The organism is Clostridium sp. 16K-1-R1 (genome assembly GCF_023921145.1).
Lineage (GTDB): Bacteria > Bacillota > Clostridia > Clostridiales > Clostridiaceae > Sarcina > Sarcina perfringens.
Genome location: NZ_CP046515.1, coordinates 2608353 through 2632599, shown reverse-complemented (window position 1 = coordinate 2632599; position 24247 = coordinate 2608353). Strand labels below are relative to the sequence as shown.

Below are 24247 nucleotides of genomic sequence, written 5' to 3'. Positions count from 1 at the left end.
TATTTAAAGATAAGTTTACTTAATTAGATTTAAAAGATGATTTTGCTTAATCAAAGTCATCTTTTAATCTAAATGTGTATTTAAATTTTAAGAGATATTTATTGGAGTCAAAATATATGTTGAAAAAGAGAGCAATTATTATTTTATTAGTTTCTATACTTTCTATGGGATTAATATCTTGTGATAATTCAAAAAGAGTGGAAAACAATAATAAAGAAGTTAATTCCTATGAAAAAACAGAAAAGATTTTAGGTACTGTAGTTAGTGGAATAGCATATGGAGATAATGCTAAGGAAGCCTTAGAAAAAGCTTTTAATAGAGCAAAGGACATTGAGAATATGATGTCAGTAAATATAGAGAATAGTGAGCTTAGCAAGGTAAATTCTGAAGCTTTTCATAAAAGTGTTAAGTTATCAGATGATTTATATTATGTCATAGAAAAATCTATATATTATGCCAATTTAACTGATGGAGCTTTGGATCCAACTATAGGACATGTAATTGATTCTTGGGGAATAGGAACAGAACATGCTAATATACCTGAAAAAACTTTAATTGATAAGTATAAAGATTTAAAAAACTATAAGAATATAGAATTAAATCCTCAAACTAAGGAAATAAGATTTTTAAATGAAAATATAAAATTAGATTTAGGAGCCATTGGAAAAGGATATGCTGGAGATGAAATGAGAAAAGTTTTAAGGGAAGAAGGAATAAATTCAGCATTACTTAATTTAGGGGGAAATGTTGTTGCCTTAGGAAATAAGATAAACAATGAAAATTGGAGCATAGGAATAAGAAATCCTAAGGAAGAGAATGAGATTTCAGCTTCTGTAAAAATTAATGATGAAGTTGTGGTAACATCAGGAAATTATGAAAGATATTTTATAAAAGATGGAGTTAGATATCATCATATATTAGATCCTAGCACTGCTTATCCAGCTGAAAAGGGACTTATAAGTTCAACAATAATCACTAAAAATGGAATAGATGCAGATGCCTTATCAACAGCTACTTATATTTTAGGGGCAGAAAAAGCTAAGAAACTTATTGAAGGATTAGATGGGGTAGAGGCATTATTTATAAAAGATAATATGGACTTCATAGAAACAAGCAACTTGGATAACAAAGGATTTAGGGGGATGTAAATGAATAAAAAAGTTCAAGTGGTAATAATTTTTACAATTTTATTGTTATCTACTTTGTTATGTTTTTTTATACATAATAAAAAGGTTAAAAATCCAGTAGCTAAGATATATAAAGATGGACAACTTATAAAATCTATTGATTTAAGTGAAGTAGAGAAGAGTTATGAAATTAAAATAGGGGATGAAGAGCATTATAATATTCTTCAAGTTAGTAAAACAGGAGTCAGGGTAATTGAGGCTACTTGTCATGATAAAGTTTGTATGGAGACTGGAGAAATACATGATTCTCTTTTGCCAATAGCTTGTCTTCCAAATAATTTAATAATAAAAATTGAAGGAGGAGAAGAAAATGAAGTGGATACAAAAACTTATTAAAGGAAAGGTGGATATTTATGAATAATATTAATAAAATAGTCAGATTATCAATATTAACCACCATTGCTTTAACTATATTTATGATAGAGCTTCACATTCCTCCTTTGGTACCAATACCTGGAGTTAAGCTTGGCTTGGCTAATATAATAACCTTGATAGTATTATATTTATATGGAATTAGAGAAGCTTCAACAGTTCTTATTATAAGAATACTTTTAGGAAGTATGTTTTCTGGACAAGTAGTAAGTTTATTATATAGTTTATCTGGTGGCTTAATGTGCTTATTAGTTATGATCCTTTTAATGAAAATAGTTGGGAAAGAGGGAATATGGTTTGTTAGTGTAGGTGGAGCAATAGCTCATAACATAGGACAAATTATTATAGCCATGATTCTTTTTCAAACAACAAGTGTATTATATTATTTACCAGTTTTAATTTTAAGTGGAGTAATAACAGGAGTATTTACAGGAATGTTAAGTAAATATATGATAACTAATAAAGTTATAAATAGATTAATATCAAATAGTTTGTAGTTTGTTTAGTACATATTTTTAGTAAAGAGGCTGTATCAAAATATAATAAAGCTTACAAACATATTTAGAGAATTACTAGGTTTCTCTTCATACTGTTTGTAAGCTTTATTAAAAGTTATTTGGATACACGCCCAATATAAAGTAAGATAGTAGATAATTTTCTGTAAAAGAAAAGATTATCTAATTTCCTTAATTTTAGTTATTTTATTTTGAGAATATTGCAGTACACCATTCATTTGTTTGGAATTTTTTATTTAATTTAAAGCCTTTATTCTCAACTTTTTCTTTAACCCAATCAAAGCTCCACTCAACTAAGCCTGAAACTAGAAGCTTTCCTGTCTTTTCTATGTGTTCTTCAATAAAATCCATAAACATTGCAGTTTCTTCTCCTCCAATATTTATAAATATCCAATCAAATTTTTCATCTAATTTATATTCTTCATGAAGAACATTTCCAACTACTACTTCTATATTTTCTAGTTCATTTAAAGAAGCGTTTAAAAGAACTTCATCTTCCACATCTCTTATATCTACAGCTACTATTTTTGAAGCACCTTTTACCCCAGCAGCTATAGAAAGTATTCCAGAACCTGTTCCTAAATCAAGAAGAGATTTTCCTTCAAAATCTTCTTCAACTATGAATTTTAATATGTCTTGAGTAGTTTCATGTAATCCAGTTCCAAAGGCACCTTGAGGAGTAAAGAAAATTTCTTTTTTATTTTCAAAGTTATCAGTTGGGGCACATAAAACCCATTGATCATTTAAATGAATTGGATCAATATAAAATTCTTCAAATTCATTTTTAACTTCATCTATTGAAGACGGTGTTTCTTTAAGTAATGAAGAAACTTGAGATTTAAAGTTTTCAAAGTCTTCTAAATTACCATCAAAGGCTACTTTTAAATCAACAATAACATTTTCCTTTTCTTTATAGCCATATCCAAACATATCTGTTGTTATGTCTAGTGGAGACTCATAATAAACATTAAATATATCATTGATTTGAAGTAATTCTATTTTTTCATCAACAAGTTCCTTTGGCATTTTATAAGTAATTATAAACATATATATGTATCTCCTTATATTAAGTTTTAATTATGTATAAGAAGATTATAGCATATTAGAATTAGTGAGGAGTTTTATTTAAGATTAAGCTTTCAATAAAATAAATATTTACTTTTATAAAGGGACTAATATTAAAATATATTTTGAAGAAAATAAGAAAAGGGAGAGAAAAATTTTAACTGTTTGAGATATTTATAGAAAAAGATTACAATGAAAATATATAGGTTAAATTATTATAGAATTTTAACTCGGAGGAATTTTAATGAAAAAAAATGCGGCTCAAAGGGAGTATAAAAAATTATCAGGTCAAATAAATCAAATAGAAAAAATAGTAAGACATTCAAAAGCAGGAGCACTTTTTGAACATGAATCAACCTTAAGAAAAAAAATATTACAATTAAAAGAGATGAAAGATCAAGGGTTAAAAGGATATGAATCTCTTTATGATAGATATGAAGAATTATTAGAAGAGGTAGGAAAGAGAATTCTAGAAAATTATAATAAGAAAAATGATACTAATTTTGATTTTTATGAAGTTTTAAGAAACAATTATAATGTATTTCTTAATTCAGGAATTATGACTCTTCTTGTAAAACATCATATTCCAGAGTTAATATCTAAGGAATTTGATGAGAAGTTTCCAGCAAATCCAAAGGATGAATATCTTCATACAAGAAGACTTAAAAGGAAGTTCTATCTGCATTTAGGAGAAACGAATACTGGAAAAACCTATACTGCTATGCAGAGACTTAAAGAGGTTAGAAAAGGTGTATATTTATCTCCTCTTAGAATTTTAGCTTTAGAGAACTTTGAAAGATTGAATAATGAGGGTGTTAAATGTAATCTTCTTACTGGAGAAGAAGAAATATTATTTGAAGATGCAACACATGTATCCTGTACCATAGAAAAAGCTAATATACATGAAAGATATGATGTGGCAGTTATAGATGAAATTCAAATGATAGATGATTCACAAAGAGGGTATGCGTGGACTAGAGCTTTACTTGGTTTATATTGTACTGAAATACATATATGTGGAGCCTTTAATGCTAAGAATATATTAAAAGAAATTATAGAAGATTGTGGAGATGACTATGAGATTATAGAATATCATAGAGATATTCCACTTATTGTAGAAGATGAAAGTTTTCATCCTAAAAATGTTCAAGAGGGAGATGCCTTAGTTTTATTTTCAAAGAAAAAAGTTCTTCAAATGGCTGAGCAATATTCACAGATGGGAATTAAATGCTCCATAATCTATGGAGATTTACCACCAGAGGTTAGAAAAAAACAGTATGAAGAATTTATAACGGGAAAAAATAAAATTTTAATAACAACTGATGCCATTGGAATGGGAGTTAATCTTCCTATAAAGAGAATTATTTTCTTATCAATAAGCAAATTTGATGGAGAACAAATGAGAGAGTTAACTTCTCAGGAGGTTAAACAAATTGCAGGAAGAGCAGGAAGAAAAGGCATATATGATACTGGATATGTAGCTACTTATAGAGATAATAAAGAATTTATTGAAGAGAGATTAGAGGAAGAGGATATTAGTATAAAAAGAGCAGTTTTAGGACCTTCAGATGCAATATTAGAAATTGATAATCTTCCTTTAAATGAAAAATTAGCTTTATGGAGTACAAAGAAATGTGAAGTTCCATACTACAGAAAAATGGATATAAGTGAATATTTAATAATATTAGAAAGATTAAAATCATATAAACTTCTTGAAGAAATTCAATGGGAGCTTTTAAAAATTCCTTTTGATATATCTAAAGATGACTTAATGAATCAATTTTTAAATTTTGTTGATCAGCTATTTATAAATGATCAAGAAGAACTATTTAAACCTCAATGTTACTCAGGAACTTTATATGACTTAGAAACTTATTATCAAATGGTAAATATGTATTATTCTTTTAGCAAGAGATTTAATTTGAATTTTGACTTAGAGTGGATTGAAAATGAAAGACTTACTGTAAGTGAAGAAATAAACAATATTCTTATGAGAATTTAATAGGTGATTTTATGAGAGTTTTAAATTTAAAAATAACTTTAAGAGCATCTTGGGTACATTCTTTAAAAGAAAAAAGAATGGTGGTTAAGAGTATAGTTCAAAGATTAAAAAATAAATTTAATGTTTCTGTAGGAGAGGTTCATGAGCAAGATATTCATCAGATTATAGTTATAGGAATTTCAGCAGTTTGCGGAGATCAAAAGCAAGTTGATTCAACCTTAGAGAATCTAATAGATTTTGTAGAAGAAAATACAGGTGCAGAAATTATAAACATAGAAAGTGATAATTATATATTTAAATAAAGTTAAGAAACTAAATTTCAAACTTATAATATATGCTGAAAATGGAAAAGTATATTCCAAAACTATATAAGTATAAGGCTTTTAGGTGAGGGGAAACTAAAATAAAATAAAAAAGAGTAGGAGGCGATTAGTATGAATCCATACGAAGCACCAGAAAATAACTATATTTTAGTTATGCCTGACGGAAGTGTAGTAGGCTTTGAAGAAAGTGATATGGCACAGGCATACATAAACAGATATTATCAAGAAAAAATCACTTCTTATTGTGATAAAGTAGATTATTCAGAATATGATATGACAGAGTGGAAATCAACAGAGAATATATGTACAGCTTTAGGAGCATATGAAGGTTTATGCATTTTATATAAGCTAGAAGACCTTATATGTAGTATTCAGCAATCATCAATATTTGAAGATGAAAAGAATGAATTAATAGCAAAATTAAGATGTAGAAATATAGATATAAATATAAATGATTATCAAATTGATGATATATTATCTAATATTGATGGAGTAATATATCAATAAAAGGATTAAAATTAAATTTAATAAAAGAGGCTTGTATCAAAAGCTAATAAAAAACTTACAAATAATATGAAGAGAATGCTTTTTAAGTTTTTTAAAATTTATTTGATACATGCCTTTTTTTTATTTTGGTAAAGAGTTGATAACAATTAAATTTGAAAAATATAGTAAAATTAATTTAACTATGTGGGTAGAGGAGAAAGAGATGGAAGAAAAGATTTTAATAATTGAGGATGAACCAGATATACAAAATATTTTAAGATACTCATTTATGAAAGAGGGATTTAAAGTTAGATGTGTTGATAAAGGAAGACAGGGTATAGATATATTTAAAGAGTTTAATCCTAGTTTAGTGATTTTAGATTTGATGTTACCTGATATTAGTGGATTTGATGTTTGTAGAGAGTTAAATAAATTAAATGCAAATATTATAATGCTTACAGCTAGAGATGATATTGTGGACAAGGTTCTAGGACTAGAGTTAGGAGCAGATGATTATATAACTAAACCTTTTGATATAAGAGAATGTGTAGCAAGAGTAAAGGTTGCATTAAGAAGAAAAGATAAATTTTTAAAGGAAAGCAATAAAAGTACAGTTAAAGATGAATTCATAATTGGCTCTATTAAAATAAAAAGGCAGTCAAGAAAGGTTTATTTAAATGAAGAAGAGATAAGATTGAAGCCAAAAGAAATAGAACTATTACTATATTTTTTAGATAATCCTAATATAGCCTTATCTAGAGATCAGATATTAGATGGGGTATGGGGAGATGAGTATTTTGGAGATTTTAGAACTGTTGATGTTCATGTAAGAAGATTAAGACAAAAGCTTAATAATGAGGAAATAATAGAAACTATTTTTGGATTAGGATATATGTTTAAAGGTGAAAAATATGAAAGTTAAACATAAATTCTCAGGAGGATTTTTAATAATATTTCTAATTGCCTTTATAATTTTAAATTGTTTTTTAGGTAAAGCTTTTATTAATTATCATGAAAATAAAATTAAAAATGAAATGGATTCTTTATATAAAAGTAGCTACAGTATTTTAAGGTTATATTTTCAAGTAAACAATTTGGAAGGAAACAAGGGGAATTTTAATAGATATATTCCTAAAATATCAAATGATATTAGTGAACAGGGAAAGTGTCAAATTGATGTTTTTAATGAAGATTTAGAAAAGGAATATAGTTATTATTTAGATGATTTTTCCTTTGATTACGAAAAGGATGGGGGCTATGATGTTTTAAAAGAAGCAAATAAGAATAAGGCTGCATTAAACATTTATAGAGATGAAAATGCTGTTAAAGCATACTTAGCTTTTCCAGTTTATGTTGATGAGAGTTTTTTAGGAAATATACTTTTAAGCAAGGATTATTCAAAGGAATATTTAGAGTTAAGAGATTTAATGAGCAATATAAAATTCATTGTTTCAATAACATTTTTACTTATATTAATTTTCACATACTTTCTTTTTGAGAGAATAATAAATCCTTTAAATTATATAAAAAATTCTTTTAAAAGAATTGGTGATGGTGACTTTAAAATAAACTTAAAAGTTAATTCAAAGGATGAAATAGGAGATTTAGCCTGTGGAGTAAATAAAATGGCAAATAAAATTGAGGAACAGATTGAAAAAATAAATGAAGAAAAGGAAAAGGTTTTAACATTAGAAAAAACTAGAACAGAGTTTTTTAATAATATTACTCATGAGTTAAAAACTCCATTAACTAATATTTCAGGATATGCTCAAATTATGAGTGAAGAAGATTTTCATGATAATGATTTTAGAAAATTTGCTTTAGATAGAATAAACAAGGAAAGCAAAAGAATGCATGAACTTATAGTGAGTTTGATTGAAATTTCTAAAAACAAAAGCGATATAGAAGGTGGAGAAATAGAAAATGTAAACCTAAAAACATTAATAGAGGATTTATGTGAAGATTTTAAAGTTAAGGGAGGTAAACAAGGGATATGCATTTCTAATAATTTAGAAGATATTGAGTTTATGTGTAGAGAAGATGAAATGAGAAGAATTATTATAAATCTTTTAGATAATGCCATAAAATATTCAATAAAGGATAGTGAAATAAAGATTAGTCTATTTAAAGATGAGGAAGAAAAATTTATAGAGATAGAGAATTTTAGTGATGAGATTAGTAGTGAGGGAGTAGAAAAAATATTTGAGCCATTTTATAGAGAGAATACTAAAAAATCTAGAGAGTTAGGGGGAAATGGTTTAGGACTTTATATATGCTCAGAGCTAGTAAAAAAATATGGAGGAGATATTTCATTTAATTATTCTAATGGTAAGGTAAAGGTTAGTATTATTTTTAAATAATTTATATATTTAATTTTGGAAATATTTTGGCAATAAGATTTAATTTTTTAGAAAAAACTCCTTTGTAAAATAAAAGCAAATAGTAATTTTATAAGAAGATTTTGAAAGGAGTATTTATGAAAAGGGGTAAAATTTTAATTTGGGTTTTAGCTGGGGTGGTTACTACAGGACTTTTAATAAGTTCCTTTATAAGTTATAAAAATACTAATAAGTATGGAGGAGATTTATATATACTATCTAATAATGCTGCTGAGGATTCTGAAAATAATAAAATAAAGGTTATTAAAGAGCATGATTTTAAATTAGAAGAAGGACTTTATGACTATGAAAGCTTATTAGTGAGGGATGAAAAACTTTATTTAGAAAGCAGAAATAGGGATGGAAAGCTCTTAAAAACAGAGGAAATTATTTTTGAAGGAAATAATTCTAAGAGGGTTGAAGTTGAAAAGTTAAAAGAAGCTCCAAATCTTAGAGATATTGAATTTATACTAGATAACTGTGAGTTTGAAGATTTAGGAAATGGCAATTGGAAGATTTTTAGTAAAGATTATGAAAAAGAAGAGGTAGTTAATATAGAGAAGTTTAATAAAAATAATTTTGCAGAAGAGACCTTAAAGGAATCAGAAGAATATTATGTTTTAGAAGATTATTTGATTTTTTTTATAAATAGAAGATTTGATTGGGGAGAAGGAATTTGGGATAAAGATGGAGATTATAAAGAAATAAGATGGTATGACTTTAACAATGAACTTTGGGATAGTATTGAAGTACCTAAAGAAGTTTATTTAGAGAGAAGTTTAATAGGTGTAGTAGATAATAAAGTTTTTATTTCAGGAAGTAATATGAAAGGTCAACAATTTCCAAGTAAAATATATTCTTTAGATTTAAAAGAAAAAGTTTTAAAAGATGAAGTTGATTTATTAGAAAAAGGGGAAGCTTACTATGATTTAGCTTTTTTAAATGATGAAAAAATTTTATTTCATTGTGGAAGTAGTGAGGGAGAAAAAGTTAAAATGATAGATTTAAGAAATAAAGTCACCACAGAATTATATAAATCTAATCTAGACGTAGAAAGATTCTTTTTATCTCAGAAAGTAGCTCCATTAGGAGATAAGATTTTTTATCTTTCTCAAAATGGAGGGAACATGGAGGTTAAGGTTTTAAAGATAGGGAATAACAAAACCATAGCTGAAGGAAAAGTTTATGATTATGAATATAATAAAGCTGCTCTTATAAAGGAGTATGGAGAGGATTATATTGATCCAACACCACAGATTTTATGGAATAATGATGGAAAATATTTAATTATAGGAGAAAAAGAAAAGGGAAGTATAAAAATATCAAATATAAAAGTTTTAGAATTAAGCCAGTAAAATTTGTGAGGGGATTTTATGAAAAAAAGAAAGGTTTTAGGTGGAGTTTTATTTAGTTTAGTACTAATAACATTAATTACTCTAATTATGTTTTTTAGAGAAAATATTATTAGTAAATTTGTAAATTCTGAAACCGTGAAAGAATTTACTAGTGAATGTAAGACTAAAAATGAATTGAATTTTAAAGCAGAAGATGAGGAATATTTTTCTTGCGAATTAGTTATTAATGATGAAAAATTATATCTACAAAAAAGAAATAATGATTATAAAATTGTAGACAAGTATGAAATAGTATTTGAAAAGGATGAAGTTAAAAAAATAAAGTGTAATAATTTAAAAGATGAAAGTATAAGAGATGAAAGTATAAAAGAGGATATAGATGAAAGTGAATATGTTAATGGCTATAAATATGAGGATTTAGGAAATGGAAAAGGGCAGTTTTTTGATTTAGCATATAATAAAAGGTTTAAAGTTGATTTAGACAAGTTTAATAAGGATGATATGGCTAAAAAAACTTATGGAGAATATAGTTATAGCAAGATAGTTAAAGATAAAATTTTCTTTTTTATTAGGAGAGATCCAGGAAAAATAAATTGGTTTTCAGAGGAGCATAGTAGATATAAGGAACTAAGATGGTATGATTTTAATGAGGAAATTTGGGAGAGTGTGAAGCTTTCAAAAAATCAACATGTTCAAAGTATTATAGGAATTGTAGATAATAAGATTTATTTAACTGGAACTGAAGAGTGGGGCAGTCAGTATCCAAGTAAAATCTATAGTGTAGATTTAAAGAAAAAGAAAGTAAAAGAAGAAATAAAATTAAAAGATTTATGTATATAAATTAATAAAAAGGACAATATAATAATGTAACGTGGAGGAGATAACTTAAAAATTTCTACCGAAAGTTACATTTAAAAAAATTTTAGTGTATGGCAAGGTAAGAATTATTTTTCTTACGGAAGTGGCGTAACTAAAATTTTAGAATATAAATCTTAATCAGAAGAGATAATTACTTTTACTGAACTAAGATTAGATATTCTAATAAAAAGCTCTTTGATATCTTATAGTAATCTTAGAGTTTTATCTTAAATAAAGGTATTAGGTAATTTAATTTACATGAGTTTGCTTAAGTTATTAGGTATTTTTATTTAAGAGAAGGGATAAGTTGTTTAATAACTTATCCCTTTTTACTTTTAAAGTTATTTTAAAATTAATACTCACTTAAAATAAATATAAATTAATAAAAATTTTTGTGATGAAAATTTAAATATTAATTACTTATAAAATAAATTTTAGGTTTATGATATATAATATATTTAACAAATACAAATGAGTAGGTGAAATACATGTCAGTAGATAAAAACAGAATAAATCAAGATTTAAAGTTTATTTGTGAAAATATTAAAAAGTTAGAAATATTAAATAGACTAGGAGAAGAGGCGTTTTTAAAAGATTTTAAAAATGTGGATAGTACAAAGTACTTATTAAGAAGTTCTATTGAAGCAGTTTTAGATTTATCAAACTATGCTGTTATTTCTAATGGATGGGATATGCCAGAGAATATAGAGAAAACTTTTAGAGTTCTTAGGGAAAAAAATATAATAAGAGATTTTGAATTTGAAGAGTATATGGAGCTTGTGAATTTAAAGGATAAACTTACCTTCATGTATGCTTCTATAGAAGATGAATTCATATTTAATGAGTTAAAAAAGACAATAATAAAGCTAAAAAATATAAAAAAATCCTTAGATAATTTAAAATAAAATTATATTTAAAATGAATATTGATTTCTAGACAGAGTTAGAGCTAAATTAATTTTTTATAGTTTTTATTCTTTATTAAGAAATTTTCTTACCCTTATCTAGAAATCAATATGAGCTTAAGAGATGTATTTCTTACTTTCTAAGAAGCTCAGAGGTTAATATATATGGATTTTTATATCTATTCTTCTTTTTAGTTTTATTTCCTATATTTATGCACTTATGAGGACAGTTATTTACACATCCCATACAATCACAACAATTTCCTTTCCATTTAGGGCCTTCATCTACAATTTCTATATTTTTATTTGGACAGATTTTAGCACAAATTCCACAAGCAGTACAAAATTCATTGGTGTTAAAATTCTTATCTTTATTTTTAAAACCATCTTTCCAAAGTTTATATAAAAGTAAATTAATTCTAGTATGTTTTTCCTTTAAGTCTTTAGATTCCCTATTTAGTATTGAAAGAGTAAAATTTTCTATTTTGAACCTGTTTGAATCAATTACTTTTTTGGCATCTTCTCCTACCTTAGGATTTCTACCCATTCTTACATAGTTTGAGTTAAGTAAAAACTTTTCCCCATTAGATAAACTTAAGTTCTTAGGATAAAGTAATTTATTTATCATAGAGAAGGTTATGCCTTTTCCGCCACCAGTACATTCAGCTGCAAAAATATATGAATCCTTATTTAATTGTAATTTAGAGATAAATTCACTTACCATAGGAGGAAGGCCAGAGGCATAAATAGGATATACAAAGCCTATGGTTTCTGCTTCATATCTAAACTCTTTTTTATAGAAAGCATCTACTATGGAGATTATTTCTGCATCCTTTAGATGTTTAGCTATTTCCTTAGCGGTGTAAAGTGAATTACCTGAGGTTGAAAAATAAAATATTAAATTTTTCTTCATATAATACCCATCCTTATTAAAAAATAATTCATTATATTCATTTTAATATTAAAAATACATAATTTCTATATAAAGGCTAAATATAATTAATACGAAATAAAAATCAAAGTTGACAATTTTGATGGGAATTAATATAATTGGAACTATATTAAAATGGAAAGAGGTTAAGCTAATGAAGAAAAAATTAATGTTATTATTTCTAACAATAAGTATTTTAATGATGGTATTAGTTGGTTGTAGCAATAATAGTAATAACATTCAAAAAAATAGCACTAATAAAGAAAAGATAACAGTAGCAACTTCAGGAACATATTATCCATTTACTTTTCTAGAGGGTGGAGAACTTAAGGGGTTTGAAGTTGATGTATGGAATGAAATAGGAAAGAGATTAGGGTATGATGTTGAGTTTAAAACAGCTTCTTTCAGCGGATTATTTGGAATGCTTGAAAGTGGAAAGGTTAATACAATAGCTAATCAAATAACTGTAACTCCAGAAAGAGAAGAAAAGTATTATTTCTCAGAGCCATATGTATATAGTGGGGCTCAAATAATAGTTAAAAAAGGCAATGATTCAATTAAATCCTTTGATGATTTAAAGGGCAAAAAGGTTGGAGTTGACCTTGGAAGTAACTATGAGAAAATAGTTAAAGATAAAGATGAAAATAATGAGATAAAAATATTAACTTATCAAAATACAGATGCTGCTTTCAATGAACTTTTACTTGGAAGAATAGATGCTGTAGTAATAGATAGGGTTTCAGCTATAGCTGCCATAAAAGAAAAAGATTTAAATTTACAGCTAGCTGGAGAACCAATAGATAAAATAGAAAATGCCTATCCTTTTGTTAAGGATGAAAAAGGCAAAGATTTATCAGAAAATGTTAATAAAGCTTTAGATGAAATGAAGAAAGATGGAACTCTTAAATCTATTTCTGAAAAATGGCTAGGAATGAATGTAAGTGTTCCTAATAACCAAGAAAATAGTAATAATATTATAGATAATAATAAAAATAATAGTATAGGTTTTGATTTTATGTATTCATTAGATTTAATACCTATGTTATTAAAGGCTATTAACGTAACAATATCTTTATCAGTATTCGGTATGATATTAGGATTAATAGTTGGTATAGCTCTTGCTATGATAAGGGTTTACAAAATTCCTGTACTAAAGCAAATAGCTGAGGTTTACATATCATTCTTTAGAGGAACACCTCTTTTAGTACAATTATTTTTACTTTATTTTGGTGTGCCACAGGTAATACCTTCACTTCAAAATATGAGTGCATTTACTGCAGCATTAATAGGTTTAGGACTTAATGCATCAGCTTACATAGCAGAAATATTAAGATCATCAATAGATGCCATAGATAAAGGGCAAATGGAAGCATGTCTATCATTAGGTATGACAAGGGCTCAAGCTTTAAAAAGAGTAGTTTTACCACAAGCATTTAGAATAGCAATACCTCCTTTAGGTAATATATTTGTAGATACAGTAAAAGGATCTTCATTAGCATTTACTTTAGGAGTTGTAGAATTATTAGCTAAGGCTCAAATGGAGGCGGCAGCTAGTTATAAATTCTTTGAAAGTTATGTGGTAGTTGCAATCATGTACTGGATAATCATAGGCTTCTTTAATTACCTACAAAAGATTTTAGAGAAAAAACTTTCAGTTTATTAAGAGGGGAGGAGAGAAGTCATGATAAAGGTTAAAAATCTTAAAAAGAGTTATAAAAATTTAGAAGTTTTAAAAGATGTTAACATGGAAGTTAAACAAGGTGAGGTAGTTGTTATAATAGGACCTTCAGGTTCAGGTAAGTCAACTTTCCTAAGATGTTTAAATTATTTAGAATCACCAGATAAGGGAGAAATCCAAGTTGGTCATGTGAAAGTAAATGCTGAAAAAATAAGTAAAAAAGAAATTAATGACTTAAGAAAACAATCAGCAATGGTATTTCAGCATTATAATTTATTCAACAACAAAACAGTTCTACAAAATGTTACGGAAGCATTGATTGTAGTAGAAAAAATGGATAAGAAAAAGGCAGAAGAAATTGCCTTAGAAAATTTAAAGAAGGTAGGTATGGTTGATAAAAAGGATAATTATCCAAATACCTTATCAGGAGGACAAAAACAAAGGGTTAGTATAGCGAGAGCTATGGCTATAAATCCCAATGTTACCCTTTTTGATGAACCTACATCAGCCTTAGATCCAGAATTGGTAGCAGAAGTATTAGCTGTTATAAAAGATTTAGCTAAGGAACATAAAACAATGATAATAGTTACCCATGAAATGAGTTTTGCAAGGGATGTAGCAGATAGAGTTGTATTTATGGATGGAGGAATAGTTTTAGAAGAAGGTACTCCAGAGGAAATTTTTAAAAATCCTAAAAATGAAAGAACAAAACAGTTTCTTGAAAGATTTATAGTTAATTAAAAAAACTATAGTGGTATAAGTTAATTTTCTATACCACTATAGTTTTTTATTTTATTTCTTTAAATAATTCAAATGCTTTACTTTTAGCTTCTTCTAATATCTCATTACCTTCTGATGTAATACTATAATATTTTCTTATCTTACCATCTATTAATCTATCTTTTCTTAGTAGTAAGCCATCTCTCTCCATATTATGAAGTATTGGATATAAAGTTCCTGGACTCATAGAATATCCATGTTCCCTAAGTTCTTCAATCATTTTTGATCCGAAAAAAGGTTCAACTTTTGCATGGTGTAATATATGGATATGTATAAAACCTAAAAATAATTTTCTTAAAACTTTTTCTTGCATGGGGTCATCTCCTATAACAAATAAATATATATATATAAATACGATATCGAAAATAGATTACTGTTAATGCTTTCTATTATATTATACTCCTTAATTCTTTCAAATCAAAAGATTAATATATGGTATTATGCTTAAAATTTAATGTAAAATGGTCTTGTAGTTTAATTAGATTATATAAAGTTAACTATAAGGAGTATTTGTTATAAATAGTTAAAATATTGATTAAAAGGTAGGGTTATACTAGGGAAAATAATGAAATTAGGAAATAAAAATTATTTAATTTTAAGTATGTATAGAAGCTTTTTTAGAGAAATTTTTTATATAAAGTTTTTAAATAAAAAAAGAATGCATAAGCATTCTTTTTTATTGTTTCTTATTCATTATAGCATTTCTTATTTTTTTGAATTGTGGGAAAGCTTTTTTATAAAGTGTGTATATTCCATTATCAACAACAATATCAAACTCTCCTATAAATTCTACGAAGTTTCCGTTAAATCCTTTTTTGAATTTATAAAGTCCATATAATGGATTTTCAGGATTTAAGTCTCCAGAAACACCTCTAAAGTCATATACATCACAACCTAGATCAATAGAGTCACAAATCATTGACCATTGCATAGCAAAGTTAGGCATTGTATCTCTTAATATATTTTCTGAAGCTCCGTAAAGATACCATGCTTTGTTTCCGTAGTATAAGTATATTGATCCTGAAAGATATATTTCTTGACCTTTGAAAGGTTCTATATCAGATATTTTCTTTTTAAATCCTTCTATTTGTCTTTCAGCTTCTTTAAGTCTCTTATCTTGGTCATTTAATTTCTTTTCAATTCTTGATTTCTTATCTTCATCAGTTTCAGCATCAAGCTTTACTTTAAGTTCTTCTATTTTGTTAATAGCCTTAGTTTTAGCTTCTTCTTGCTTGTTTAATTTTTCTGATAATCTGTTGAAGTCATTTTCGTAGCTATACTTAACCATGTATAATCTACAATGTGGATATAAGTAATCTATCATGTCCTTAAAATATTCTCTATGTCTTACTAAGAAGTTATCTCTCTTACCAGTTGTAACCATGATTTCATGGAATCTGTCTAATACATCTTCATTTAAAGTTTCTTTATCATAAACTTCAACTGATAATCCTCTTTCCTCAGCAACTTTTATATTATATCTAGTTTTACTAGAGAATTTTTTAAATACAGCCTTCTTAATATCCATTTTATTCCCTTCAGTTGGAAGTGGAAGTCTAAATACAAAGTTTGGTTGTATAGCTTCAAAGTTTTTACTATCTGTGTTTTTGTAACCTAAACTCTTAAGGAAGTTCTTTATTTCAGTACCTTCTGAAAGAGCCTCTTCATTTTCTTTTAAATGGATATCTGGATCTATTGTTATAAAGCTTATATTATTCTTTTTAGCAAACTCTCTTAGATATTCAGTAAATTCTATTAGTAATTTTTTATTGTTGTAGTCACATGTAAAACTTCTTGGAATATATCCCATATATTTATTTATGTATGGTGCTTTTCTTAAAAGTATAGTAGCTGTGATAACCATATTATTATCATTATCATATCCTGCTATAAATTTCTTCTTCCAATCTTTTTTTAATTCAGCCCAATAAGATGTTTGGAATATGTGACCCTTTCTATCAGATTCATTAAATTTATCAATTTCTGATGAATTTATTTCTACAAATTTATACAATTTAGTTTCCTCCTTAAACTTCATCAGTTCTAAACATATATATACATTAAGACATAATAAGTATATTGTAATATGAAATAATTTTCTGTTCAAGTGTAACATTGCTATTATACAGGAATATTAGGGCTTTATGTAAGCTTTGTAAAAAATAAAGATGCCATATCAAAAGCTAATAATAAAACTTACAGATGTATCAGGAAATTACTAGAGATTTCTTAATACTATTTGCAAGTTTTATTAAAAGTTATTTTGATATAGCATCTTTTTAAGCTTGTGAACTCTTGGTTTCTAAACTTTCTAAAAGATTTTTATTTAAAAACATTATTAAATAAGATACTATGCTTGCCATAAAAATTACTGTTGTTCCAGGACTAATTTCAAATAGCATAAGTGAAAATAAAAATATAACTATATTTCCAATAGAAACTACTGGTTTAGTAAAAGTTAAAATTACACTAGCTCTTAAAATATCCATTGAACTCATAGAGAATCTTGAGATTAATACAAAAATATATGTTGTAGTTAATAGTGTTAAGACCATTAATACTATAAATACGCAAGTAAGTGGTAAACTATAGTAAACAGTTGAAAATATTCTTAAGTTAAAACTTAAAAGGAATATTAAAAATAATTCTCCACACCACATTAAAGTAGATTGTTTCCAATTATATTTTAAACCCTTAATAAAGTCACTAAATAAATCTAAATCTTTATATTTCACTAATTTTCTCATGCAGTAAAGCAGTGCTGTAAAACTTGCTCCAAAAGGAATTAGAGAAACTAAAAATAAAGGTAAATATGTTGTTATATTACTAAGTCCTACAAATAAGAAGAACAAGATTACAGGTATATTTAATATAGAGAAAAATATATTAAGCATAAAAAACCAAAAGATATAATTAAAAAAAGTAAGTAGTTTTTCAAGATTAAAAAATTCACTCATTTTTATCACTCCATAAAATAATGTAATGGTTTAACTAATTTGTAATTATAGTTTAAGATAAGTAGAGGGTAAAAACAATTTAAATATGCATGAATTTTAAATGAAACCATAAAAAATACATAAAAACAATAAAATATCATAATTTGATAAGCTTTTCAGATAGGATAGAATATGATTTAATAAAAATTGACTAAGGTAATGTGGGTGAAGAGGGGAATTAAATGAAGTTTAGTAAGTCAAATCTTTATAAGAGACTGTTTATAACATATACAATAGTTATATTATCCGTAGTTAGTATTTTATGCATTTACTTCTTAAGTAAAACTTCTGAAGAGATTAAGAGAAATAATCTTTATTTAAATGATAAAATACTGCAAGATGTAAATGAAACCCTAGAGTATAATAGCAGCACATCGAGAAGAATAATGAATATGCTCTATGAAGATGACTTTAGGTTAAATGATGTTATAAAGTATTTAAATTCAGATTTAGTTGATTATATAAAAGGCAAATTAGATTACTATAGTGCAAGTGATAAACTTTATTATAATGGTATAGAAAGTTTTGTTAAGAGTTCATTTCAATTAAACAACTTTTTAAAAAGTATATCCTTTATAAGTTATTCTAGAAATGAAATATCAGTTTTTAATAGAAAGGGAGAAATAAAGACCTATCCTTTTAATTCAAATGAATTATTAGACAAAAAGGATATTGAATATGCAATCTACAATAAAAATGAGATTAGTATAATAAATGAAATAAGAGATGCAGCTTCTTTAAAGCCAGAAGGAATGCTTATGACTACTTACGATGTAGGGGTAATTAGTGATGTTATAAAAAAATATAAGGATACAAATTCAGAGGTTCTTATATTAAATAAAGAAGGAATGGTTTTATATGACTCAGAAAATAAATATGATTATGAGTATTATCCATACTTTGATAAGCTTAAAGTAGGGCGTCATGAGATTTTATTAGAAGATAGTTATTATGTAGATATATTACCAGATAACAATGGATTAATGTCTGTAGTGAGAATAAAAGTAAGCAATGCTACTAAAGTACCTCTTCTTTTTAAAGTTTCAGCATTCTTAGTTAGTTTATTCTTATTTATAATTGCAGAGTGTATTCTTTATATAAAATTTAAAAATTTAAGTAGTAGAATGGATTCTCTTGTTTTAGCCATGGAAAAGGTTGAAAAAGGAGATATAGATGTTCATATTCCTTTAAGTAAGGATAGAGATGAAATAACATTTATTGCAGATAATTTTAATAAAATGTGTGAAAAGTTAAATGATCATATAAGGAAGAGCTACTTAGCAGAATTACGCCAAAGAGAGGCTGAAATTGTAGCCCTTCAAAATCAAATTAATCCACATTTTCTTTATAATACACTAGAGTCAATAAGGATGAAGGCAATATGTAATGGAGATAAAGAAGTAGGGAAAATGCTTTATAGTTTAGCATTTTTATTTAGAAGCCAAGTAAAGGGAAATCTTATAGTTTCAATAGATCAGGAAATAAAATACTGTAATAAATATTTAGAGCTATTTAAGTTTAGATATGATGAGAAATTTAAGTTCAAAATAGAATGTGAAGAGGATTTATATGATAAGGGAATTGTTAAATTTACTCTTCAACCTTTAATTGAAAACTATTTTGTTCATGGTATAAGGTTAGAAAGAGATGATAATGAATTAAAGATATATATCTATAAACATTTAGAAGATATAGTTGTGGAAGTAATAGACAATGGTAGGGGAATTCCTAAGGAGAAATTAGATGATATAAATAGAAGAATTAGGGAATGCGATCATTCTGGTAAATCAATAGGGATGCTAAATGTTCATGAAAGGATTAAAATTAAATATGGGGAACCTTATGGGTTAACTGTTACTAGTGAGGAGAATAAGGGAACTAATATGATTTTAAAATTCCCGCTTAGAGAGGTGGAGTAGTAATATGTACAAGGTTATGCTAGCTGATGATGAGAATTTAATTTTACAAGGACTTGAGAATATAATTGAATGGGAAGAACTAGGGTTAGAAATTGTAAATAAGGCAAGTAATGGTCAAGAAGCCATAGATAAATTTAAGGAAAATCCAGTTGATATAGTGGTAACTGATATTAATATGCCACAGGTTACTGGATTGGAGTTATTAAAGGAATTAAAGAAAATTAATTCTGATGTTAAGTTTATAATATTAAGTGGATATGATGATTTTTCTTATGCTAAGAAAGCAATAGAATTAGGTGTTGAAAACTATATATTAAAGCCTATAGATGAAGAAGAATTAGAAAAAACTTTAAAAAATACAATAAATAAAATAAAACAAGAAAAAGAAGAAAATAAATCAAGTTTAGGAAAACATAATATTCTTATTAAACTTATAAAGGGTAAATTGGCTCAAGGTGAAATAGAGGAAAACAAAGAAGGCTTTTATATGAATTTAAATTCAGAAAGATATTCTCTATGTATTATAAACACTAGAAGTAGATATGATAGTGAGGAAATGTTACATAATATAGTTAATGTAATAAAGGAAAACACTCAAAATAACTTTGAGATAATATATACTTTAGATGAAGAACTTATTTTAATAAATTCTTGGGATGAAGCCTTAAGTAAAAAAGAGATTAAAAAATATTATGATAAGTTAAAAGAACAAATAATAAATGAATATGGAATAGATGTATTTTTAAGTGTTGGAGAACCTGTTTGTGATCTTTATAAAATTAGTTCAAGTTATAAGGAAGCAAATAATTTAAAAAAATATGTTCTTACCTTAGGATATAATAAGTGTATAACAACAGAGGATGTTAAGGATATAAATGAGAAGAATATAAACTTTAGTGAGGTTTTAGATAAATTAAATAAAAGAATAATTGCTAAAGATATAGAAGGGGCAGAAAAAATCATTGAGGAAACTGTTGAGGATAAAAAATTAAATCCGAGAAATATATATGATTTATCTGTAAAAATTCTATTTTTATTAGATGGTATTGTGGAAGAATTTAAAGTTGAAAAACAATATACAGGAAATAGCTTAGGAGAGGAAATAGTTGCTCTTTGTAGTGAAGATACAAGGGAAGATATTAAAACCTTATTATGCAGTGAAATTAGGGAAGTTATAGAACTTATGCACCCAACAACTATAAAATATAGCCCTGTAATTCAACAAATAATAAGTTATGTAAATGAAAACTATTATGAAGAGGTAAGCCTTAAGACCTTAGCTCAAAAATATCATATAAATACTTCTTATTTAGGTCAAGTATTTACAAAAGAAGTGGGATGTTCATTTTCTGAGTATTTAAATAAAACTAAAAATATGAAAGCTAAAGAGCTTATATTAAATACAAATATGAAGATAAATGATATAGCTAAAAAAGTAGGATATTTAGATACTAGTTATTTCTATAGAAAGTTTAAAAAGTACTATGGAGTTTGTCCATCAACCTTAAGAAATATAAAAAATTACTAATTATAAAGCTTGAGAATATTAAGCTGTATTCAAAGATAAATTTTGAGTACAGCTTTTTTTATGAAACTTTGTTAAAAAAATAATATTTAAAACAAGAATTAAGCAAATAATAATAAAGCGTAATATAATATTTAATTATAATTCTCCTTAAGTTTTATATATTGTGTGATAAAAATCACATTTTCCAAAGTTTTGGAATGATAAAATTTAAACAATTGAAGGAAGTTATTATATTAATAATTGTTTTAGGTAAATGTTGACTTCTAGCTATATATTTAGAAATCAACAATAGTTAAAATAGACTTTTTTATTAAATTTAAAAGGTAGGTGATTAAAAGTATGTATAAATTAGGAATAATAACTAGCAGTGATAAAGGATATTCAGGAGAAAGAAAGGATGAAAGTGGATTAGTAATAGCTCATATTGCAAAGGAAAAAGGATTTAAGGTAGAAAAGTATATAGTATTACCAGATGAAAGAGAAATGCTTAGAGATGAGATGATTAATATGGCCGATAATCTAGGGGTTGATCTTATACTTACAACTGGTGGTACTGGATTTAGTAAAAGAGATGTTACTCCAGAGGCAACTAAGGATGTTGTAGAAAAGGAAGCCTTAGGAATACCAGAAGCTATAAGAAGTTATAGTATGACAATAACTAAAAGAGCCATGCTTTCTAGAGCTACTGCAGGTATAAGAAAAGATACTCTTATTGTTAATATGCCTGGAAGTCCAAAAGCCTGTAGAGAAGTTATGGATTATATTTTAGATGATTTAAAACATGGAATAGATATTCTGAAGGGAGATGCTAGAGAATGCGCAAGAAAATAAGCCTATCTATAATAATGGCAATAGGAATGTTATCATTATTATTTGTAGGATGTACTAATAATAAGGAAGAGAAAACTTTAACAGTTAGCATTGCTGCAAGTCTTCAAAAGCCTATGGAAAAAATTGCTTCTAATTTTGAAAAGGAAAATGGAGTAAAAATTCAATATAATGTAGGTGGATCAGGAACCTTAAAAAAACAAATTAGTGATGGAGCTGATGTAGATTTATTCTTTTCAGCAAATACTAAATATGCCAAAGAACTTATAGATGAAGGCCTTGTAAATAAGGATGAATCCTATAAGATTTTAAATAACCAATTAGTTTTAATTGAAAACAATGATTATAATAAACCTATAAATTCTTTAGAGGATTTAAAAAATGTAGAGGGCAAAATTGCAATTGGTGAAATCTCAACAGTTCCAGCAGGACAGTATGCTAAAGAAAGTTTAGAAAAAGTAGGAGTTTATAAGGATATTGAGGATAAATTAGTTTTTGCTAGAAGTGTAACAAATGTTAAGACATATGTTGAAAATGGGGAAGATAATTTAGGGTTTGTATATAAGACAGATGCTTTAGATTTAAAAAATAGTAAAATAGTTTATGAGGTACCTAATGATTATCATAAACCTATAGAATATGAACTATGTTTATTAAAAAATAGTAAAAATAATAAAGAAGCAAAGAAGCTTATTGAGTACCTAAAAGGTGAAGAAAGTAAAAAGATATTTAATGAGTATGGTTTTGAGGTGAACTAAAAAATGATATGGGAAGCCTTATTAATATCCTTAAAAGTTGTATTAGTATCAGTGTTTTTAAGCTGTGTTTTAGGAATATTACTTGGCTATTTTATGGTGGAAAAAAATTTTAAGTTTAAATACATTATTGAAACAATAATAATATTTCCTATGTTTTTACCTCCTTCTGCTGTAGGATATTTAATTCTTTTAATATTAGGCAAGAAGGGAGTAATAGGTGAATTTCTATACAATAATTTTGATATGAGTATTATATTTACTTGGATAGGTGCCGTTATAGTAGGGATAGTTGTTTCAATACCTATTATGTATCAGAGTTTAAAGACATCCTTACTTAGTGTTAATGAGGATGTGAAAAATGCTGCTAGGGAAATGGGCGCAATAAACTTTAAACTTTATAGACTTATAAGTTTACCTCTTTCTAAAAAAGGATTATATACAGGTATTGTACTTAGTATAGCTAGAGTTTTTGGAGAATTTGGAGCTACTATTTTAGTTGCTGGGAATATTCAAGGAAAAACTCAAACAATACCTATGGCTATGTATTATGCCATTGAGAATGGTGATTCAGGTTTAGCAAATAAGATATTAATACTTATAGTTTTAATATCGGTGATTTTAACTTTTTCTTATAATAAAATAATTAAGAGAATAAAATAGAATTTTTAAAGTTTAGAGAAGAGGAGAGAGTAACATATATGGATAATAAACTTACTCATTTCGATAATAAAGGAAATGCAGTTATGGTAGATGTAAGCAATAAAAATGAAACTGAAAGAATAGCTATTGCAACAGGAACTGTAAAGGCATCAAGTGAAACTATAGAATTAATAAAATCAGGTCAAATAGGAAAGGGAGATGTTTTAGGTGTTGCTAGAGTTGCAGGTATAATGGCAATGAAAAATACTAGTAATTTAATACCTATGTGTCATCCTGTTATGATTACAGGATCTAGTATTGATTTTGAAATTGATTCTGAAAAAAATGAAATAAGGATAACAGCTACTTCAAAGGTAGTTCATAAAACAGGAGTTGAAATGGAGGCTCTTACAGGAGTATCTATTGCAGCCCTTACTATTTATGATATGTGCAAAGCTGTAGATAAAAGAATGGTTATAGGAGATATACACCTAGTAAAAAAACTAGGTGGAAAAAGTGGAGAATTTAATTTTTAAATTGTTTATGTGAAAAAGTGAGTTAGAGTTTAGCCTCTAACTCTTTTTTTTATTATAAATATAAGTATATAAATTATATATTTTATGGACTTTCTATTGTTATTAAACTTTTTTAATATTTGTAATTGAAATTTATACAGTAAAACTAAATATTTTCAACTTTTCCCAAAACACATAAAATGATAAGATTTTATTGTAAGAAACGTTTA

The 24247-nt window shown here is 26.4% G+C and carries 24 protein-coding genes; 19 read left to right on the top strand and 5 right to left on the bottom strand.

Annotated elements, in window-relative coordinates:
* Positions 1-116: 116 nt before the first annotated feature.
* From GOM42_RS11645 to GOM42_RS11635, 3 genes are read left to right on the top strand one after another with little or no spacing between them, the layout of a single operon-like run.
* Positions 117-1148 carry an FAD:protein FMN transferase gene (locus GOM42_RS11645; RefSeq protein ID WP_110077251.1) on the top strand — a complete coding sequence of 344 codons (1032 nt, stop codon included), beginning with the start codon at positions 117-119 and terminating at the stop codon, positions 1146-1148.
* Positions 1149-1523 (top strand): NusG domain II-containing protein, encoded by a 375-nt coding sequence (locus GOM42_RS11640; RefSeq protein WP_003454934.1) that lies wholly within the window; start codon positions 1149-1151, stop codon positions 1521-1523.
* 17 nt (positions 1524-1540) lie between these two features.
* The gene (locus tag GOM42_RS11635) at positions 1541-2056 is read left to right on the top strand and encodes a Gx transporter family protein (protein ID WP_003482066.1); all 516 of its coding nucleotides are present in this window, start codon (positions 1541-1543) and stop codon (positions 2054-2056) included.
* A 204-nt stretch (positions 2057-2260) separates the two neighbouring features.
* Here GOM42_RS11635 and GOM42_RS11630 read toward each other — a convergent pair whose 3' ends face one another.
* On the bottom strand, positions 2261-3121 hold the full coding sequence (locus tag GOM42_RS11630; protein ID WP_087326442.1) for a 50S ribosomal protein L11 methyltransferase: 861 nt from the start codon (positions 3119-3121) through the stop codon (positions 2261-2263).
* 262 nt (positions 3122-3383) lie between these two features.
* Between GOM42_RS11630 and GOM42_RS11625 the strand changes: the two genes are divergently transcribed.
* The 8 genes from GOM42_RS11625 (at position 3384) to GOM42_RS11590 (ending at position 11446) form a co-directional block, all read left to right on the top strand.
* Entirely contained in the window at positions 3384-5141 is a 1758-nt protein-coding gene (locus GOM42_RS11625; protein ID WP_252597659.1) for a DEAD/DEAH box helicase, read from the top strand.
* 11 nt (positions 5142-5152) lie between these two features.
* Positions 5153-5443, top strand: a complete 291-nt coding sequence (locus GOM42_RS11620; RefSeq protein WP_110077250.1) for a DUF503 domain-containing protein — start codon at positions 5153-5155, stop codon at positions 5441-5443.
* A 132-nt stretch (positions 5444-5575) separates the two neighbouring features.
* Positions 5576-5971 (top strand): hypothetical protein, encoded by a 396-nt coding sequence (locus GOM42_RS11615; RefSeq protein WP_003451775.1) that lies wholly within the window; start codon positions 5576-5578, stop codon positions 5969-5971.
* Between the two features lie 202 nt (positions 5972-6173).
* Positions 6174-6872 carry a response regulator transcription factor gene (locus GOM42_RS11610; protein WP_011591050.1) on the top strand — a complete coding sequence of 233 codons (699 nt, stop codon included), beginning with the start codon at positions 6174-6176 and terminating at the stop codon, positions 6870-6872.
* Positions 6862-8310, top strand: coding sequence for a HAMP domain-containing sensor histidine kinase (locus GOM42_RS11605; protein ID WP_110077249.1), 1449 nt, complete (start codon positions 6862-6864; stop codon positions 8308-8310). The genes GOM42_RS11610 and GOM42_RS11605 overlap by 11 nt, the downstream gene beginning before the upstream one ends.
* Positions 8311-8426: 116 nt before the next feature.
* Positions 8427-9683 carry a hypothetical protein gene (locus GOM42_RS11600; protein WP_110077248.1) on the top strand — a complete coding sequence of 419 codons (1257 nt, stop codon included), beginning with the start codon at positions 8427-8429 and terminating at the stop codon, positions 9681-9683.
* A gap of 18 nt (positions 9684-9701) precedes the next feature.
* A complete protein-coding gene (locus GOM42_RS11595) occupies positions 9702-10523 on the top strand; it encodes a hypothetical protein (protein WP_011591047.1) in 822 nt (273 codons plus the stop codon).
* A gap of 506 nt (positions 10524-11029) precedes the next feature.
* Positions 11030-11446 carry a DUF86 domain-containing protein gene (locus tag GOM42_RS11590; RefSeq protein ID WP_110077247.1) on the top strand — a complete coding sequence of 139 codons (417 nt, stop codon included), beginning with the start codon at positions 11030-11032 and terminating at the stop codon, positions 11444-11446.
* A gap of 132 nt (positions 11447-11578) precedes the next feature.
* Here GOM42_RS11590 and GOM42_RS11585 read toward each other — a convergent pair whose 3' ends face one another.
* Positions 11579-12358, bottom strand: coding sequence for an EFR1 family ferrodoxin (locus tag GOM42_RS11585; protein WP_110077246.1), 780 nt, complete (start codon positions 12356-12358; stop codon positions 11579-11581).
* 172 nt (positions 12359-12530) lie between these two features.
* On the opposite strand from GOM42_RS11585, the gene GOM42_RS11580 reads away from it, so the two are divergent.
* Positions 12531-14039 (top strand): ABC transporter permease subunit, encoded by a 1509-nt coding sequence (locus GOM42_RS11580; protein WP_003455090.1) that lies wholly within the window; start codon positions 12531-12533, stop codon positions 14037-14039.
* Between the two features lie 18 nt (positions 14040-14057).
* Positions 14058-14795: an amino acid ABC transporter ATP-binding protein gene (locus GOM42_RS11575; protein ID WP_003451387.1), complete on the top strand. Its 738-nt coding sequence runs from the start codon at positions 14058-14060 to the stop codon at positions 14793-14795.
* A gap of 46 nt (positions 14796-14841) precedes the next feature.
* On the opposite strand, the gene GOM42_RS11570 is transcribed toward GOM42_RS11575, so the two are convergent.
* The 3 genes from GOM42_RS11570 to GOM42_RS11560 all read right to left on the bottom strand — a co-directional run bounded on the left by GOM42_RS11570 (position 14842) and on the right by GOM42_RS11560 (position 17791).
* Positions 14842-15147: a helix-turn-helix transcriptional regulator gene (locus GOM42_RS11570; protein ID WP_003451687.1), complete on the bottom strand. Its 306-nt coding sequence runs from the start codon at positions 15145-15147 to the stop codon at positions 14842-14844.
* A gap of 363 nt (positions 15148-15510) precedes the next feature.
* Complete coding sequence (locus tag GOM42_RS11565; protein WP_003471016.1) at positions 15511-16848, bottom strand: peptidoglycan bridge formation glycyltransferase FemA/FemB family protein; 1338 nt, start codon at positions 16846-16848, stop codon at positions 15511-15513.
* A 265-nt stretch (positions 16849-17113) separates the two neighbouring features.
* Positions 17114-17791 carry a DUF624 domain-containing protein gene (locus tag GOM42_RS11560; RefSeq protein ID WP_003451348.1) on the bottom strand — a complete coding sequence of 226 codons (678 nt, stop codon included), beginning with the start codon at positions 17789-17791 and terminating at the stop codon, positions 17114-17116.
* Positions 17792-18012: 221 nt separating this feature from the next.
* Between GOM42_RS11560 and GOM42_RS11555 the strand changes: the two genes are divergently transcribed.
* The 6 genes from GOM42_RS11555 to moaC all read left to right on the top strand — a co-directional run bounded on the left by GOM42_RS11555 (position 18013) and on the right by moaC (position 24038).
* A complete protein-coding gene (locus tag GOM42_RS11555) occupies positions 18013-19749 on the top strand; it encodes a sensor histidine kinase (protein WP_151233565.1) in 1737 nt (578 codons plus the stop codon).
* 4 nt (positions 19750-19753) lie between these two features.
* The gene (locus tag GOM42_RS11550) at positions 19754-21277 is read left to right on the top strand and encodes a response regulator transcription factor (protein ID WP_003451481.1); all 1524 of its coding nucleotides are present in this window, start codon (positions 19754-19756) and stop codon (positions 21275-21277) included.
* Between the two features lie 339 nt (positions 21278-21616).
* Positions 21617-22108, top strand: a complete 492-nt coding sequence (locus GOM42_RS11545; protein WP_061415896.1) for a MogA/MoaB family molybdenum cofactor biosynthesis protein — start codon at positions 21617-21619, stop codon at positions 22106-22108.
* Positions 22093-22863 carry a molybdate ABC transporter substrate-binding protein gene (gene modA / locus GOM42_RS11540; protein ID WP_110077244.1) on the top strand — a complete coding sequence of 257 codons (771 nt, stop codon included), beginning with the start codon at positions 22093-22095 and terminating at the stop codon, positions 22861-22863. Before GOM42_RS11545 ends, modA begins: the two co-directional genes overlap by 16 nt.
* Positions 22864-22866: 3 nt before the next feature.
* Complete coding sequence (gene modB / locus GOM42_RS11535; protein WP_003455194.1) at positions 22867-23523, top strand: molybdate ABC transporter permease subunit; 657 nt, start codon at positions 22867-22869, stop codon at positions 23521-23523.
* A 38-nt stretch (positions 23524-23561) separates the two neighbouring features.
* Positions 23562-24038: a cyclic pyranopterin monophosphate synthase MoaC gene (gene moaC, locus GOM42_RS11530; RefSeq protein ID WP_003470675.1), complete on the top strand. Its 477-nt coding sequence runs from the start codon at positions 23562-23564 to the stop codon at positions 24036-24038.
* Positions 24039-24247 lie beyond the last annotated feature (209 nt).